At 46.0% G+C, this 16,334-nt stretch carries 12 protein-coding genes and 1 pseudogene; 11 read left to right on the plus strand and 2 right to left on the minus strand.

Annotated features, from left to right (window positions below; genetic code table 11):
* The 9 genes and pseudogenes from ACTS60_RS01005 to rpoC all read left to right on the plus strand — a co-directional run.
* A pseudogene (locus ACTS60_RS01005) lies at positions 1-217 on the plus strand (elongation factor Tu); the annotation flags it as partial.
* Between the two features lie 266 nt (positions 218-483).
* The gene (secE, locus tag ACTS60_RS01010; RefSeq protein WP_005451121.1) at positions 484-864 is read left to right on the plus strand and encodes a preprotein translocase subunit SecE; all 381 of its coding nucleotides are present in this window, start codon (positions 484-486) and stop codon (positions 862-864) included.
* Positions 865-877: 13 nt separating this feature from the next.
* On the plus strand, positions 878-1,426 hold the full coding sequence (nusG, locus tag ACTS60_RS01015) for a transcription termination/antitermination protein NusG (protein WP_005451123.1): 549 nt from the start codon (positions 878-880) through the stop codon (positions 1,424-1,426).
* Positions 1,427-1,568: 142 nt separating this feature from the next.
* Positions 1,569-1,997: a 50S ribosomal protein L11 gene (gene rplK / locus ACTS60_RS01020; RefSeq protein ID WP_134837057.1), complete on the plus strand. Its 429-nt coding sequence runs from the start codon at positions 1,569-1,571 to the stop codon at positions 1,995-1,997.
* Between the two features lie 4 nt (positions 1,998-2,001).
* Positions 2,002-2,703, plus strand: coding sequence for a 50S ribosomal protein L1 (gene rplA, locus ACTS60_RS01025; protein WP_010444406.1), 702 nt, complete (start codon positions 2,002-2,004; stop codon positions 2,701-2,703).
* Between the two features lie 280 nt (positions 2,704-2,983).
* Positions 2,984-3,478, plus strand: coding sequence for a 50S ribosomal protein L10 (rplJ, locus tag ACTS60_RS01030; protein WP_010444404.1), 495 nt, complete (start codon positions 2,984-2,986; stop codon positions 3,476-3,478).
* A 57-nt stretch (positions 3,479-3,535) separates the two neighbouring features.
* On the plus strand, positions 3,536-3,904 hold the full coding sequence (rplL, locus tag ACTS60_RS01035; protein WP_010444402.1) for a 50S ribosomal protein L7/L12: 369 nt from the start codon (positions 3,536-3,538) through the stop codon (positions 3,902-3,904).
* A 251-nt stretch (positions 3,905-4,155) separates the two neighbouring features.
* On the plus strand, positions 4,156-8,184 hold the full coding sequence (rpoB, locus tag ACTS60_RS01040; protein WP_440886797.1) for a DNA-directed RNA polymerase subunit beta: 4,029 nt from the start codon (positions 4,156-4,158) through the stop codon (positions 8,182-8,184).
* A 106-nt stretch (positions 8,185-8,290) separates the two neighbouring features.
* Complete coding sequence (gene rpoC / locus ACTS60_RS01045) at positions 8,291-12,493, plus strand: DNA-directed RNA polymerase subunit beta' (protein ID WP_440886798.1); 4,203 nt, start codon at positions 8,291-8,293, stop codon at positions 12,491-12,493.
* A gap of 259 nt (positions 12,494-12,752) precedes the next feature.
* On the opposite strand, the gene rsd is transcribed toward rpoC, so the two are convergent.
* On the minus strand, positions 12,753-13,244 hold the full coding sequence (gene rsd / locus ACTS60_RS01050; RefSeq protein ID WP_440886799.1) for a sigma D regulator: 492 nt from the start codon (positions 13,242-13,244) through the stop codon (positions 12,753-12,755).
* A gap of 178 nt (positions 13,245-13,422) precedes the next feature.
* Between rsd and nudC the strand changes: the two genes are divergently transcribed.
* Positions 13,423-14,205: an NAD(+) diphosphatase gene (nudC, locus tag ACTS60_RS01055; protein ID WP_440886800.1), complete on the plus strand. Its 783-nt coding sequence runs from the start codon at positions 13,423-13,425 to the stop codon at positions 14,203-14,205.
* Between the two features lie 262 nt (positions 14,206-14,467).
* On the plus strand, positions 14,468-15,535 hold the full coding sequence (gene hemE, locus ACTS60_RS01060) for a uroporphyrinogen decarboxylase (RefSeq protein ID WP_005433634.1): 1,068 nt from the start codon (positions 14,468-14,470) through the stop codon (positions 15,533-15,535).
* A 220-nt stretch (positions 15,536-15,755) separates the two neighbouring features.
* On the opposite strand, the gene ACTS60_RS01065 is transcribed toward hemE, so the two are convergent.
* Entirely contained in the window at positions 15,756-16,328 is a 573-nt protein-coding gene (locus tag ACTS60_RS01065) for a uracil-DNA glycosylase family protein (protein WP_440886801.1), read from the minus strand.
* Between the last annotated feature and the right edge of the window lie 6 nt (positions 16,329-16,334).

Here is a 16,334-nt window from a genome sequence, read left to right on the forward strand (position 1 = left end):
CTTCAAAGGCTACCGTCCACAGTTCTACTTCCGTACAACTGACGTAACTGGTGACATCTCTCTACCAGAAGGCGTAGAAATGGTAATGCCAGGCGACAACATCCAAATGCAAGTTGAGCTAATCGCTCCTATCGCTATGGATGAAGGCCTACGTTTCGCTATCCGTGAAGGTGGCCGTACAGTAGGTGCTGGTGTTGTTGCTAAGATCTTCGACTAATTCTTAACGAATTGCCGAATGTCTTCTGAAAATCTTGAATTAGATTTGACGAACCAGTAGCAAAAAGGGCATCATTTGATGCCCTTTTTCTGCACTCAACTTTTTTTTAGCTGTTTTCTTGTTCAGAATTTGGTTGAGAGCAGAGCAAGATTGGCCAGTGAGGCTTAATCTTAAGAGTGTAACGCTGATTTTTTCAGCGATATGGAGTTTGCCCTGCAACAGCGGGGTTGTTGTCGTCTATAGTAAGACTTGTGACAGGTTGGTTTATGAAAGCAAATAATGCTGAAACTCCTGATAGCTCAAACGCAGCCGATACGTTTAAGTGGATTGCCGCTTTCGTATTAGCAGCGGCCGCTGTTGTGGGTAATTACCTGTATGGTGAAATGTCTGTGGTGGTTCGCGCTGCAGGCGTTGTTGTTCTAATTGCAGCTGCTCTTGGCGTTGCAGCAACAACGACTAAAGGTAAAGCAGCGATCAGTTTTGCAAAAGAATCTCGTATGGAAGTTCGTAAGGTTGTTTGGCCTACTCGCCAAGAAACTATGCAAACAACACTGATCGTTTTAGCTGTAAGTATTGTAATGGCTCTAGCGCTTTGGGGTATTGACGGCATTATGGTTCGTCTAGTAGCTCTAGCGACTGGGGTATAGAGGGTTTTAATTCATGAGTGAAGCTCCAAAAAAACGCTGGTATGTGGTTCAAGCCTTCTCTGGATTTGAAGGTCGTGTAGCTCAGTCTCTTCGCGAGCATATCAAAATGCACAGCATGGAAGAGCTATTCGGTGAAGTACTGGTTCCTACTGAAGAAGTAGTGGAAATGCGCGCGGGTCAGCGTCGTAAATCTGAGCGTAAGTTCTTCCCAGGTTACGTCCTTGTTCAGATGATTATGAACGATGAATCATGGCACCTAGTACGCAGTGTGCCGCGTGTCATGGGCTTCATTGGTGGTACCTCAGACCGTCCAGCACCTATCACAGATAAAGAAGCTGACGCTATTCTTAACCGTCTTGAGAAGGCGAGTGAAGCTCCTCGTCCACGTACTATGTACGAAGCGGGTGAAGTGGTACGTGTTAACGAAGGTCCATTTGCTGACTTCAATGGTACTGTTGAAGAAGTGGATTATGAGAAGAGCCGCCTGAAAGTGTCTGTGTCGATCTTTGGTCGTGCAACACCAGTTGAGCTTGAATTTGGTCAGGTTGAAAAACTTGATTAAAAAAACACCTTTTTAAGGGTTGTCTAAGGCGCGAATTATGACTATAATTTCGCGCCTTTTTACTTCTCGTGAAGTAAAGAGTTTTTTCACAAACGGGGAGCTGATCAGTGATTAGCGTTTGTACCCAAACTTAGGAATTATCATGGCTAAGAAAGTTGAAGCTTACATCAAGCTACAAGTTGCAGCTGGTATGGCGAACCCAAGTCCACCAGTTGGTCCTGCACTAGGTCAACACGGTGTTAACATCATGGAATTCTGTAAAGCGTTCAACGCGAAAACAGAATCTCTAGAGAAAGGTCTACCTACTCCAGTTGTTATCACTGTATACAACGACCGTTCTTTCACGTTCGTAACTAAGACTCCACCTGCTGCTGTTCTACTTAAGAAAGCTGCTGGCGTTAAGTCTGGTTCAGGTCGTCCAAACACTGAAAAAGTTGGTACTGTAACTGACGCTCAAATCCAAGAAATCGCAGAAGCTAAAGCTGCTGATATGACTGGTGCTGACATCGAAGCAATGAAGCGTTCAATCGCTGGTACTGCTCGTTCAATGGGCCTAGTGGTAGAGGGTTAATAAGATGGCTAAACTAACTAAGCGCATGCGCGTAATCCGCGAAAAAGTTGACGTAACTAAAGAGTACGAAATCAACGAAGCTGTAGCTCTTCTTCAAGAACTAGCGACTGCTAAATTCGTAGAATCTGTTGACGTTGCTATTAACCTAGGCATCGATGCTCGTAAATCTGACCAGAACGTACGTGGTGCAACTGTACTACCTCACGGTACTGGCCGCGAAATCCGCGTTGCAGTGTTCACTCAAGGTGCAAACGCTGAAGCAGCTAAAGAAGCTGGCGCAGACATCGTGGGTATGGAAGATCTTGCTGAGCAAGTTAAGAAAGGCGAAATGAACTTCGACGTAGTTGTTGCTTCTCCAGATGCAATGCGCGTTGTAGGTCAACTAGGTACTATCCTAGGTCCTCGCGGTCTTATGCCAAACCCTAAAGTTGGTACTGTAACTCCTAACGTTGCTGAAGCAGTTAAAAACGCTAAAGCTGGTCAGGTTCGTTACCGTAACGACAAAAACGGCATCATCCACACTACTATCGGTAAAGCAAACTTCTCTGCTGAGCAGATCAAAGAGAACCTAGAATCACTTCTAGTTGCTCTGAAGAAAGCTAAGCCATCTTCAGCGAAAGGTACTTTCCTGAAGAAAGTAAGCATCTCTACTACTATGGGTGCTGGTGTTGCTGTTGATCAGGCTAGCCTGAACACTCAAGCATAATTTATTTGCTTAGGCGCAAAATTTGTGTATAATTTTGCGCCTAATATTTGTGGTTGGGGCTGAACTTTGGTTCTAAATGAATTAAGACCCAGTCTCCGTCCAAGACCGTAGGTGTCTGACTTTATTTTTAAATGAAGGCTTAATATTTCCTACGTAGATGGTGCCCGAACTGACAGAAAGCTCTATGTAAATAGTTACCTTTCTTCTGGGAAGCACCTGAATAACTCTCACTGTCGTGATGATAGTGAGTGGTGTAACGACAACCAGGAGTAAATCCAAGATGGCTTTAAACCTTCAAGACAAAAAAGCAATTGTTGCTGAAGTCAACGAAGCTGCCAGTGGTGCACTTTCTGCAGTTGTAGCTGATTCTCGTGGCGTAGAAGTTGGCGCTATGACATCACTACGTAAACAAGCTCGTGAAGCTGGTGTTTACGTACGTGTTGTTCGTAACACACTTATGCGTCGTGCGGTTGCTGGTACTGAGTACGAGTGTCTAACAGACACTTTCACTGGTCCTACGCTAATCGCATTCTCTAATGAGCACCCAGGTGCTGCAGCGCGTCTTTTCAAAGACTTCGCTAAAGAGAACAAAGACTTCGAGATCAAAGCTGCTGCATTTGAAGGCGCGCTAACTGACGCTGAAGTACTAGCGACACTACCAACTTACGACGAAGCTATCGCACGCCTAATGATGTGCATGAAAGAAGCTTCTGCAGGCAAGCTGGTACGTACTATCGCTGCACTACGCGACCAAAAAGAAGAAGCTGCTGCGTAAGCCTTGCTTTTCACTGGTTGCTATTTAAACTTATTGTTGATTTAAAAGAGAATTGTTATGTCTATCACTAACGAGCAAATCCTAGACGCAGTTGCAGAAATGTCTGTAATGCAAGTTGTTGAACTAATCGAAGCAATGGAAGAGAAATTCGGTGTTTCTGCTGCTGCTGCTGTTGTAGCTGGCGGCGCTGCTGCAGGCGAAGCTGCTGCTGAGCAAACTGAATTCGACGTAATCCTAGAATCTGCTGGCGGTAACAAAGTTGCTGTAATCAAAGCAGTACGTGGCGCAACTGGCCTAGGTCTTAAAGAAGCTAAAGCTCTTGTAGACGGCGCTCCAGCACCTCTTAAAGAAGGTGTTGACAAAGCAGAAGCTGACGCTCTTAAAGCTCAGCTAGAAGAAGCTGGTGCAACTGTTGCTGTTAAGTAATTATTGCATAGTTTCTTAGCCTAACGGCTAATTGGCTGGTGGTTTTTTAACCACCGGCCTTTTTGCGCTGTAGGGTATAGGCGAATTTTCCCGCTGTTTAAGCGCCTTATATCCAAGCAAAAAACATTTCATTCTTTCGTAATGGAATGTCACTACAGTAAACAGCTATTTAGTCACTGTCCCTTACCCCCCTTAAGTAACTAGGAGCGGGCGGACAGTTTGGGTCACTTATCAGCGAGCTGAGGAACCCCATGGTTTACTCTTATACCGAGAAAAAGCGCATCCGTAAGGACTTTGGTACTCGTCCACAAGTTTTGGACATTCCATACCTGCTATCGATCCAGCTCGATTCGTTCGACAAATTCATCGAACAGGATCCTGAAGGTCAATACGGTCTTGAAGCTGCTTTCCGTTCTGTATTCCCAATTCAGAGCTACAACGGCAATTCTGAGCTGCAATACGTTAGCTACCGTCTTGGTGAGCCAGTTTTTGACGTTAAAGAATGTCAAATCCGCGGTGTAACTTACTCAAAGCCACTACGCGTAAAACTACGTCTAGTAATCTTTGATAAAGACGCACCAGCAGGTACTGTAAAAGACATTAAAGAACAAGAAGTCTACATGGGCGAAATTCCGCTTATGACAGACAATGGTACCTTCGTAATCAATGGTACCGAGAGGGTTATCGTATCCCAGCTGCACCGAAGCCCAGGCGTGTTCTTCGACAGCGATAAGGGTAAGACCCACTCTTCAGGTAAAGTTCTATACAACGCACGTGTAATTCCTTACCGTGGCTCATGGCTAGACTTTGAGTTCGATCCTAAGGATAACCTATACGTACGTATCGACCGTCGTCGTAAGTTACCAGCATCGATCATCCTTCGTGCACTTGGTAAAACGTCAGAAGAAATCCTAGATATCTTCTTCGAGAAAGTGAACTTCGAAGTGAAAGACCAAACTCTACTTATGGAGTTGGTTCCAGATCGTCTACGTGGTGAAACTGCGTCATTCGATATCGAAGCGAACGGTAAGACTTACGTTGAGCAAGGTCGTCGCGTTACAGCTCGTCATATCCGCCAACTAGAAAAAGATGGCGTTGATCACATCGAAGTACCAGTTGAGTACATCGTTGGTAAAGTTGCATCGAAAGACTACGTTAACGAAGCAACTGGCGAGATCATTGTAAACGCTAACCAGGAAATCAGCCTGGAAGCGCTAGCGAACCTATCTCAGGCTGGCCACAAAGCGCTAGAAGTTCTATTTACGAACGATCTAGACCACGGTCCATTCATGTCAGAAACGCTACGTATCGACAGCACTGTTGATCGTATTTCTGCGTTGGTAGAAATCTACCGCATGATGCGCCCTGGTGAGCCACCAACAAAAGAAGCTGCTGAAGCTTTATTCGAAAGCCTATTCTTCTCTGAAGAGCGCTATGACCTATCAACTGTTGGCCGTATGAAGTTCAACAGTTCTATCGAGCGTGAAGATGCTCTAGAACAAGGTACGCTTGACGAGCAAGACATCATCGAAGTGATGAAGAAGCTTATTGCGATCCGTAACGGTAAAGGCGAAGTGGACGATATCGACCACCTAGGCAACCGTCGTATCCGCTCTGTAGGCGAAATGGCTGAGAACCAATTCCGTGTTGGTCTTGTGCGTGTTGAACGTGCAGTGAAAGAGCGTCTAAGCCTTGGTGACCTTGATGCAATCATGCCTCAAGACCTGATCAACGCTAAGCCTATTTCAGCAGCGGTTAAAGAATTCTTTGGCTCTTCACAGCTTTCACAGTTCATGGACCAAAACAACCCGCTATCAGAAGTTACGCACAAACGTCGTATCTCTGCATTGGGTCCTGGCGGTCTAACTCGTGAACGCGCTGGCTTTGAAGTACGTGACGTTCACGTAACTCACTACGGTCGTCTATGTCCGATCGAAACGCCAGAAGGTCCAAACATCGGTCTGATCAACTCTCTATCTGCGTTTGCGCGTTGTAACGAGTACGGTTTCCTAGAGACTCCTTACCGTCGCGTTGTAGATGGCGTTGTTACAGACGAAGTAGATTACCTATCTGCAATCGAAGAAGGCCAATTCGTTATCGCACAGGCTAACGCTGCGTTAACTGAAGAAGGCGGTTTTGCAGATGAGCTGATCACAGCTCGTCAAAAAGGTGAATCTGGTCTACACCCTCGTGAGCACGCTCAGTACATGGACGTTGCGACAAACCAGGTTGTATCTATCGCTGCATCGCTTATCCCGTTCCTAGAACACGATGATGCGAACCGTGCATTGATGGGTGCCAACATGCAACGTCAGGCAGTTCCAACACTGAAAGCTGACAAACCGCTTGTTGGTACTGGTATTGAACGTAACGTAGCAGTTGACTCAGGTGTAACTGCAGTTGCTAAACGTGGTGGTGTAATCCAGTCAGTAGATGCTTCTCGTATCGTTGTTAAAGTGAACGAAGAAGAGCTAGTACCAGGTGAAGCTGGTATCGACATCTACAACCTGACTAAATACACACGTTCTAACCAGAACACATGTATTAACCAGCGCCCATGTGTGATGCCAGGTGAACCTGTATCACGCGGTGACGTTCTTGCTGATGGTCCTTCAACAGACCTTGGTGAACTAGCGCTTGGTCAAAACATGCGTATCGCGTTCATGCCTTGGAACGGTTACAACTTCGAAGACTCGATCTTAGTATCTGAGCGCGTAGTTCAAGAAGACCGCTTCACGACTATCCACATCCAAGAACTTACTTGTGTGGCGCGTGATACTAAGCTTGGTTCTGAAGAGATCACAGCGGATATTCCAAACGTAGGTGAATCTGCTCTGTCTAAACTAGACGAGTCAGGTATCGTTTACATCGGTGCTGAAGTTAAGGGTGGCGACATCCTAGTTGGTAAAGTAACACCTAAAGGTGAAACTCAGCTAACGCCTGAAGAGAAGCTACTACGTGCAATCTTCGGTGAAAAAGCATCTGACGTTAAAGATACTTCACTACGTGTACCTAACTCTGTTTCAGGTACGATTATCGACGTTCAAGTCTTCACTCGCGATGGCGTAGAGAAAGACAAGCGTGCGCTTGAAATCGAACAAATGCAGCTTAAAGAAGCGAAGAAAGACCTAACTGAAGAATTCCAGATTCTTGAGGGTGGCCTTCTAAACCGTGTTCGCGCTGTATTGATTGATGGTGGTTACTCTGAAGCGAAACTAGACACAACTGATCGCAAGAAGTGGCTAGAACTAACGCTTGAAGATGACGCTCTACAAACTCAGCTAGAACAACTAGCAGAGCAGTGGGACGAGCTAAAAGCTGACTTCGATAAGAAATTCGAAACTAAGCGTCGTAAGATCACACAAGGTGATGATCTAGCACCTGGCGTACTGAAGATCGTTAAGGTTTACCTAGCGGTTAAACGTCGCATCCAGCCTGGTGATAAGATGGCGGGTCGTCACGGTAACAAGGGTGTAATCTCTAAGATCAACCCTGTTGAAGACATGCCATACGATGAGAAAGGTCAGCCTGTCGACATCGTACTTAACCCACTGGGTGTACCTTCGCGTATGAACATCGGTCAGATCCTAGAAGTACACTTAGGTCTGGCAGCGAAAGGTATCGGTGACAAGATCAACCAGATGGTTAAAGAGCAGCAAGAACTAGCGAAATTCCGCGAGTTCCTACAGAAAGTTTACGATCTAGGCGAAACTCGCCAGAAAGTAGACATTGCTTCTCTATCTGATGACGAAGTTCGTACTCTGATCAAGAACCTACGTGGCGGTCTACCAATCGCGACTCCAGTATTTGACGGTGCACCAGAAGCGGCTATTAAGGCGCTACTGAAACTAGCAGACCTACCAGAATCTGGTCAGCTAAAACTGTTTGATGGTCGCACGGGTGACCAGTTTGAGCGTCCTGTAACAGTAGGTTACATGTACATGCTGAAACTGAACCACCTTGTTGATGACAAGATGCACGCACGTTCAACTGGTTCGTACAGCCTAGTAACTCAGCAGCCACTTGGTGGTAAAGCTCAGTTCGGTGGTCAGCGTTTCGGTGAGATGGAAGTATGGGCACTAGAAGCATACGGTGCTGCTTACACTCTACAAGAAATGCTAACGGTTAAGTCGGATGACGTTAACGGCCGTACTAAGATGTACAAAAACATCGTAGACGGTAACCACAGCATGGAACCTGGTATGCCAGAATCGTTCAACGTATTGTTGAAAGAGATTCGCTCGCTAGGTATCAACATCGAGCTAGAAGACGAAGAGTAATCTCTTTCTCTCTCAGCCAAGGTTGAGAGAGATATACAGCGATTATTTAGTAGAAGGTGCTCACTTTAGCGGGTGAGCTCCTTTTAACTCCTTACAGGAGCTGATTGTGAAAGACTTATTAAACTTTCTAAAAGCACAGCATAAGACCGAAGAATTTGATGCAATCAAAATCGGTCTATCTTCACCAGACATGATCCGTTCATGGTCTTTCGGTGAAGTTAAAAAACCTGAAACGATCAACTATCGTACGTTCAAACCTGAACGCGATGGTCTGTTCTGTGCGCGTATCTTTGGTCCAGTTAAAGACTACGAATGTCTTTGTGGTAAGTACAAGCGCCTGAAGCACCGTGGTGTTATCTGTGAGAAGTGTGGTGTAGAAGTTACACAAACTAAAGTTCGTCGTGACCGCATGGGCCACATCGAGCTAGCTTCACCAGTAGCTCACATCTGGTTCCTAAAATCGCTACCGTCTCGTATCGGTCTACTAATGGATATCCCTCTACGTGATATCGAACGTGTTCTTTACTTCGAAATGTACGTAGTAACAGAACCAGGTATGACTGATCTAGAAAAATCTCAGATGCTTACTGAAGAAGAGTATCTGGATCGTCTAGAAGAGTGGGGCGACGAGTTCACTGCTAAGATGGGTGCAGAAGCAATCAAGGACCTACTAGGTTCTATGGATATGCACGCTGAAGCAGAACAAATGCGTGAAGAGCTAGAAACCACTAACTCTGAAACTAAGCGTAAGAAAGTAACTAAGCGTCTGAAACTGGTAGAAGCGTTTATTCAATCTGGCAACAACCCAGAGTGGATGATCCTAACTGTACTTCCAGTTCTTCCGCCAGATCTACGTCCTCTAGTACCACTAGATGGCGGTCGTTTTGCGACTTCAGATCTGAACGACCTATACCGTCGTGTGATCAACCGTAACAACCGTTTGAAGCGTCTTCTAGAGCTAGCTGCTCCGGACATCATCGTACGTAACGAAAAACGTATGCTGCAAGAGTCTGTTGATGCGCTACTAGACAACGGTCGTCGTGGTCGTGCGATCACAGGTTCTAACAAGCGTCCTCTGAAATCTCTTGCTGATATGATCAAGGGTAAACAAGGTCGTTTCCGTCAGAACCTTCTAGGTAAACGTGTAGACTACTCTGGCCGTTCTGTAATCACAGTAGGTCCATACCTTCGTCTACACCAGTGTGGTCTTCCTAAGAAGATGGCACTTGAGCTATTCAAACCATTTATCTACAGCAAGCTAGAGACTCGTGGTCTTGCGACTACAATCAAAGCTGCTAAGAAGATGGTAGAGCGTGAAGAAGCGGTAGTTTGGGATATCCTAGACGAAGTAATCCGTGAACACCCAGTACTATTGAACCGTGCACCTACACTTCACCGTCTAGGTATCCAGGCGTTCGAACCAGTACTGATCGAAGGTAAAGCGATTCAGCTACACCCACTAGTGTGTGCGGCGTACAACGCGGACTTCGATGGTGACCAAATGGCGGTTCACGTACCTCTAACTCTAGAGGCACAGCTTGAAGCTCGTACTCTGATGATGTCGACAAACAACATTCTGTCGCCAGCGTCAGGTGATCCGATCATCGTACCTTCTCAGGACGTTGTATTGGGTCTGTACTACATGACTCGTGACAAGATCAACGTGAAAGGTGAAGGCATGTACCTTTCTGGCCCAGCAGAGGCTGAGAAAGCATACCGCACTAAGACCGCTGAACTTCACGCACGCGTTAAAGTACGTATTACAGAAACAGTTGTAGACGAAGACGGCAACAGCACAACTGAGACTAAGATGGTTGATACAACTATCGGTCGTGCAATGCTATGGCAAATCGTGCCAGCTGGTCTACCGTACAGCATCGTTAACCAAAAGCTAGGTAAGAAGCAAATCTCTAACCTACTAAACGAGGCGTACCGTAAGCTAGGTCTGAAAGACACTGTAATCTTCGCTGACCAAATCATGTACACAGGTTTCGCATACGCGGCACTATCTGGTGTATCTGTTGGTATCGACGATATGGTTGTACCGCCAGCTAAGTACACTGAAATCGCAGAAGCGGAAGAAGAAGTACGTGAAATCCAGGAGCAATACCAATCTGGTCTTGTTACTGCGGGTGAACGATACAACAAAGTTATCGATATCTGGGCATCGACCAACGATCGCGTAGCAAAAGCGATGATGGCAAACCTTTCATCTGAAACGGTAGTTAACCGTGATGGTGAAGAAGAGCAACAAGAATCGTTTAACAGCATCTACATGATGGCTGACTCGGGTGCTCGTGGTTCTGCTGCACAGATTCGTCAGCTAGCGGGTATGCGTGGTCTGATGGCGCGTCCAGATGGTTCAATCATCGAAACGCCGATCACTGCGAACTTTAAAGAAGGTCTAAACGTACTTCAGTACTTTATCTCAACGCACGGTGCTCGTAAGGGTCTTGCGGATACGGCACTGAAAACAGCGAACTCGGGTTACCTAACTCGTCGTCTAGTAGACGTAGCTCAAGACGTTGTTGTAACTGAACATGACTGTGGCACTCACGAGGGTGTTGACATGATGCCTCACATCGAGGGTGGTGATGTTAAAGTTGCACTAACTGAGCTAGCGCTAGGTCGTGTAGTTGCTGAAGACGTTCTTAAACCAGGTACAGAAGATGTTCTGATCCCACGTAACACTCTAATTGATGAGAAGTGGTGTCAGATCATGGAGGAGAACTCTGTAGACAGCATGCGCGTACGCTCTGTTGTTACATGTGACTCTGACTTCGGTTGTTGTGCACAGTGTTACGGTCGTGACCTAGCACGTGGTCACCTAGTGAACCAAGGTGAAGCAGTAGGTGTTATCGCTGCTCAGTCTATCGGTGAACCGGGTACACAGCTTACGATGCGTACGTTCCACATCGGTGGTGCGGCATCTACTGCAGCAGCAGAGAACAGCATCCAAGCGAAGACAACTGGTACCGTTAAGCTACACAACGCTAAGTTCGTAATCAACAAAGATAAGAAGCTAGTAATCACGTCTCGTGCATCTGAGCTAACTATCATTGATGAGTTCGGTCGTACTAAAGAGAAGCACAAACTTCCTTACGGTTCGATGCTAAGCAAAGCGGACAACGACGCAGTAACAGCAGGTGAAGTTGTTGCTAACTGGGAAGCGCACACCATGCCAATCATCACTGAAGTGGCAGGTCGCATCCAGTTCGTAGACATGATCGACGGTGTTACAGTTTCTCGTCAAACAGATGACCTAACAGGTCTATCTTCAAGCGAAGTAACTGATCCAGCAGCTCGCCCAGCAGCAGGTAAAGATATGCGTCCAGCTATCAAACTTGTTGATGAGCAAGGTAACGATGTAATGATCCCTGGTACTGAAATGCCAGCTCACTACTTCCTACCTGGTAAAGCGATTGTAAACATCGAAGACGGCGCAGAAGTAGGTGTGGGTGATACACTTTCACGTATCCCTCAGAAATCTGGCGGTAACAAAGATATCACCGGTGGTCTACCACGCGTAGCTGACCTATTCGAAGCTCGTAAGCCTAAAGAGCCTGCGATTCTTGCTGAGCACACAGGTACTGTGAGCTTCGGTAAAGAGACGAAAGGTAAACGTCGTCTAGTAATCACTCGTGATGGCGGCGACGCTTACGAAGAGATGATTCCTAAGCATCGTCAGTTGAACGTATTTGAAGGTGAGCGTGTAGAACGTGGTGACGTGATCGCAGATGGTCCAGAGTCTCCACATGACATCCTACGTCTACGTGGCGTACACGCTGTAACTCAGTACATCGCTAACGAAGTACAAGAAGTTTACCGTCTACAAGGCGTTAAGATTAACGATAAGCACATCGAGACTATCGTTCGTCAAATGCTACGTAAGTGTACAATTACTCACGCAGGTGACTCTGAGTTCCTACCTGGCGAGCAAGTTGAATACTCACAAGTTAAGATTGCTAACCGTAACCTAGAAGCTGAAGGCAAAGAGCCTGCACGTTTCGAACGTGAGCTACTAGGTATCACTAAAGCATCTCTAGCGACTGAGTCGTTCATCTCTGCGGCATCGTTCCAGGAGACAACTCGCGTACTAACAGAAGCTGCGGTTTCTGGTAAGCGTGATGACCTACGTGGTCTGAAAGAGAACGTAATTGTTGGTCGTCTGATCCCAGCTGGTACTGGTTTCGCATACCACCAAGAGCGTCAAGCTAAACGTGCTGAAGAGCAAGAAGGTCCATCTGCTGAACAAGCAACAGATAACCTAGCTGCACTTCTAAACGCTGGCTTCTCATCTGACGAGTAATCGTTAAGAGCTTAAAAGAAAAGGCACCTTCGGGTGCCTTTTTTGTTTTTTGAAGCAGGAGGTTAGAACGCTATGCTTCGAGATTCGAGAGCGTTTCGCTATAGGAATCGAGAGGTGTTGTTTGAGGGATAGCGCAAGAAGTTTGGCCTCGAAAGGTGTTGATAGAACATGTCCTTAGACAGGCAAAATGAACCGAATCCCAAAAAACAAAAAGGGCTGACGAACACACGCCAACCCTCAAGAATTTTCTCGCTTCTCGCTATGCGCCTGGAGGCATTGCAAGACTATCTGCAATTAGCTTAATCAGGTGATCTTCAACGGCAAAACGTGTTTCAATGATTTCCCCTATCAGAGACATATCCCCGTCAAAATCCCCAAGCACATCATCTTCGGATACGTCTGAATATTTATCTGTGAAGTTCAGCAACGGCTCGGTTGTCAGCACAATTTTGCCATAGGTTTGGTTGATTTCATCTGTGGCGACAAAACCAGTTGCTTTCCACTTGTCCATGACCATCTCGTAAATCTTAAAGTGGCCTTCGGAAATGTAGTCCACAAGGTGCTGGCAGAAGTGCTGTAATTCTTGAGGAGTAGGTAGTTCAATAACGTTAGTTTTTGCACAAGGCTGAAGTGCAGCAAGCTTACAATATTCAACAATCAAAGATTGTCTCGTTTCCAGCCAATGATCAATGACCTCACTCGAGCCACCCCATTGTGCTTGTGTTTGTTTGAATTTTTTTAGCATGACCATGCCCTCATGATCTGAACGCCCACTGGCGATCGTATCCTTTGCAAAGCAAAGTTAGTAAAGTTAATACAAACTCTTGTCCTTCCTAGAATTTATAGTTGCAGATTTGGCAAACAACAAACTCTGGTATGAAATTAGATTGCCAGTAAAATGGATTAACTGCAAGCAGAGGGAAGTGGTAATGTTAAGAAAAGGTGAAGCAAACCGTATGAAAGACGCCCATTGGTGTGTTGTCTCAGGAAGCGATATTTGGCTGGTGGATGGTGCTATACCATTTGGTAGTTCGGAGCAGCTTTCTCTACCTGAAGTAAATGCAAGGCAAGTAGGGGAGTATCAGGGAGCCCCTTTCATGTGGTTGAATTTGTCCGATCTTGACCATGATTTGGAGCTCGTTCCTTTACGTGATTGCCTACATTTTCCAGAAGAACTTTTTTTGTTAATGAGTAAAGCCATCCAATATGGACATATGGTGCAAAGTCTACGTTTTTGTCCGCAATGTGGTGGTCGTAATTTCCTCAATAACAACCAACTGGCGATGCAGTGTGGGGAGTGTCGAGCGTTACATTATCCGCGTATTTTCCCTTGCATCATTGTCGCTGTACGCAAAGATAACCAGATTTTGTTGGCACAGCATCCTCGCCACAGAAATGGTATGTATACCGTGATTGCAGGCTTTGTAGAGGTCGGAGAAACGTTAGAGGAATGCGTAGCTCGAGAAGTACATGAAGAAACAGGCGTGCACGTTAAAAACATCCGTTACTTTGGCAGTCAACCGTGGGCATTTCCATCCAGCATGATGATGGCATTTCTGGCCGATTACGACTCTGGAGAATTGAATCCAGATTACGCCGAACTGTCTGACGCACAATGGTTTGGTGTCGATGAGATGCCGCCAGTTGCGCCTAAGGGAACCATTGCACGAGCGCTAATCGAACAAACGCTACAAGATATAAAGTCTAATTAGCTGAAAAATAGATAAAAAAAACCCTCCGAGAGGGAGGGGGTAAGTAAGATGTCGTTATGAGATGCTGAGTACTGGGTACTCAGTTTATAATTGTAGTTTTCGCTAGCGAACAAATTTTTAACACTGATACCGACTGGGTGCAAATTAAGCACTGATTTAAAAGTTAATAACTTGATCCAGGTTGCAAAGCACACAGCTATTCGCCTTAAATCAGTGATAGAATACGCCCTTTAAAAGAAAGCCTAACAATTGGAATTACGGAATGACTGAATTAAAAAATGATCGTTATCTGCGTGCCCTTCTAAAAGAGCCAGTAGATTACACGCCAGTATGGATGATGCGTCAGGCAGGTCGTTACCTACCAGAATACAAAGCAACTCGTGCTCAAGCGGGCGATTTCATGTCTTTGTGTAAGAACGCGGAGTTGGCGTCAGAAGTAACGCTTCAACCACTACGCCGTTTTCCTCTTGATGCAGCGATCTTGTTCTCTGACATCCTAACTATCCCAGATGCAATGGGCCTAGAGCTTCGTTTTGCTGCTGGTGAAGGTCCTGTATTTGACAAACCTATTACTTGCAAAGCCGACGTAGAAAAAATCGGCCTGCCAGATCCTGAGGGTGAACTGCAATACGTAATGAATGCAGTACGTCAAATCCGCAAAGACTTGAATGGTGACGTTCCACTGATTGGTTTCTCTGGTAGCCCTTGGACACTAGCGACTTACATGGTTGAAGGTGGCAGCTCTAAAGCCTTCACTAAGATCAAGAAGATGATGTACGCAGAACCACAAACACTGCACCTTCTACTTGATAAGCTAGCAGACAGCGTTATCGAATACCTAAATGCACAAATCAAAGCGGGTGCACAATCGGTGATGGTATTTGATACATGGGGTGGTGTACTGACACCTCGTGACTACAACCTGTTCTCACTGCAATACATGCACAAGATTGTAGATGGTCTGATTCGTGAAAACGATGGTCGCCGTGTGCCAGTAACGTTGTTCACTAAGAACGGTGGTATGTGGCTTGAGCAAATCGCAGCAACGGGCTGTGATGCGGTAGGTCTAGACTGGACGATCAACATCGCAGACGCAAAAGCGCGTATCGGCGATAAAGTGGCTCTACAAGGTAACATGGACCCATCAATGCTTTACGCTTCACCAGAGCGTATCCGCGAAGAAGTCGCGGGTATTCTAGAAGGCTTTGGCGATGCAGGTACTGGTCACGTGTTCAACCTAGGCCACGGTATCCACTTGGATGTGCCGCCAGAAAACGCGGGCGTATTTGTGGAAGCGGTACACGAGCTATCTAAGCCTTACCACAAGTAACTTTGACTTTTTGAAATCAAATACCGGCATTCAGTGCCGGTATTTTTTTACCTGAAATTCAGGCTTGTACTGCTTTTGTAGTATTTGGTCTGCCATGATCTAATTACTATTCTAGCTGTACGTTAGATATTAAAGTTTATTATAAACAAAGGTTTATGCTTACGGGTTTTGTGTTCTAATTTCCTTGTACAGATAAACAAGTAATTAGATCATGGGTAACCTAAAGCATCGAATGAACACGTTTTTTAAGATATGGCACGACGTCAGATTCAAACCAAGGGTTCTTCTTTAACCACAGAGTGTTGCGCGGAGAAGGGTGAGGAAGCGGAATAAAGTCAGGCTCCCAATCCTGCCATTGCTTAACGGTTTGCGTGAGTGTCTTTGGCTTGTTGTTGAGGTAGTACTGCTGTGAGTACTGACCAATCAGCAGAGTCAGCTCTATATTAGGCAGTTGCTCAAGAATTTGTTTATGCCAAGCGGGCGCGCATTCTTTCCGAGGTGGTAGATCACCAGAGTTACCTCTGCCAGGATAGCAAAAGCCCATCGGGACAATGGCAATTTTGTTTGGGTCGTAGAAAACGTCTTTGTCGATATCGAGCCATTGGCGTAGTCGATCACCACTTGGGTCATTCCAAGGTATCGAGGTTTGGTGTACGCGTGTTCCCGGTGCTTGCCCGATGATCAGGATACGAGCCTCTTTTGCGGCTTGTACGACAGGGTTTGCGCCCAAAGGCAAACTATCTGCGCAGATCTGGCAGGCTCGTACTTGCTTCAGCAATGTTTCTAAAGACATAAGATG

The sequence above is a fragment of the Vibrio sp. WZ-1 genome, assembly GCF_052037695.1.
Taxonomy (GTDB): Bacteria; Pseudomonadota; Gammaproteobacteria; order Enterobacterales; family Vibrionaceae; genus Vibrio.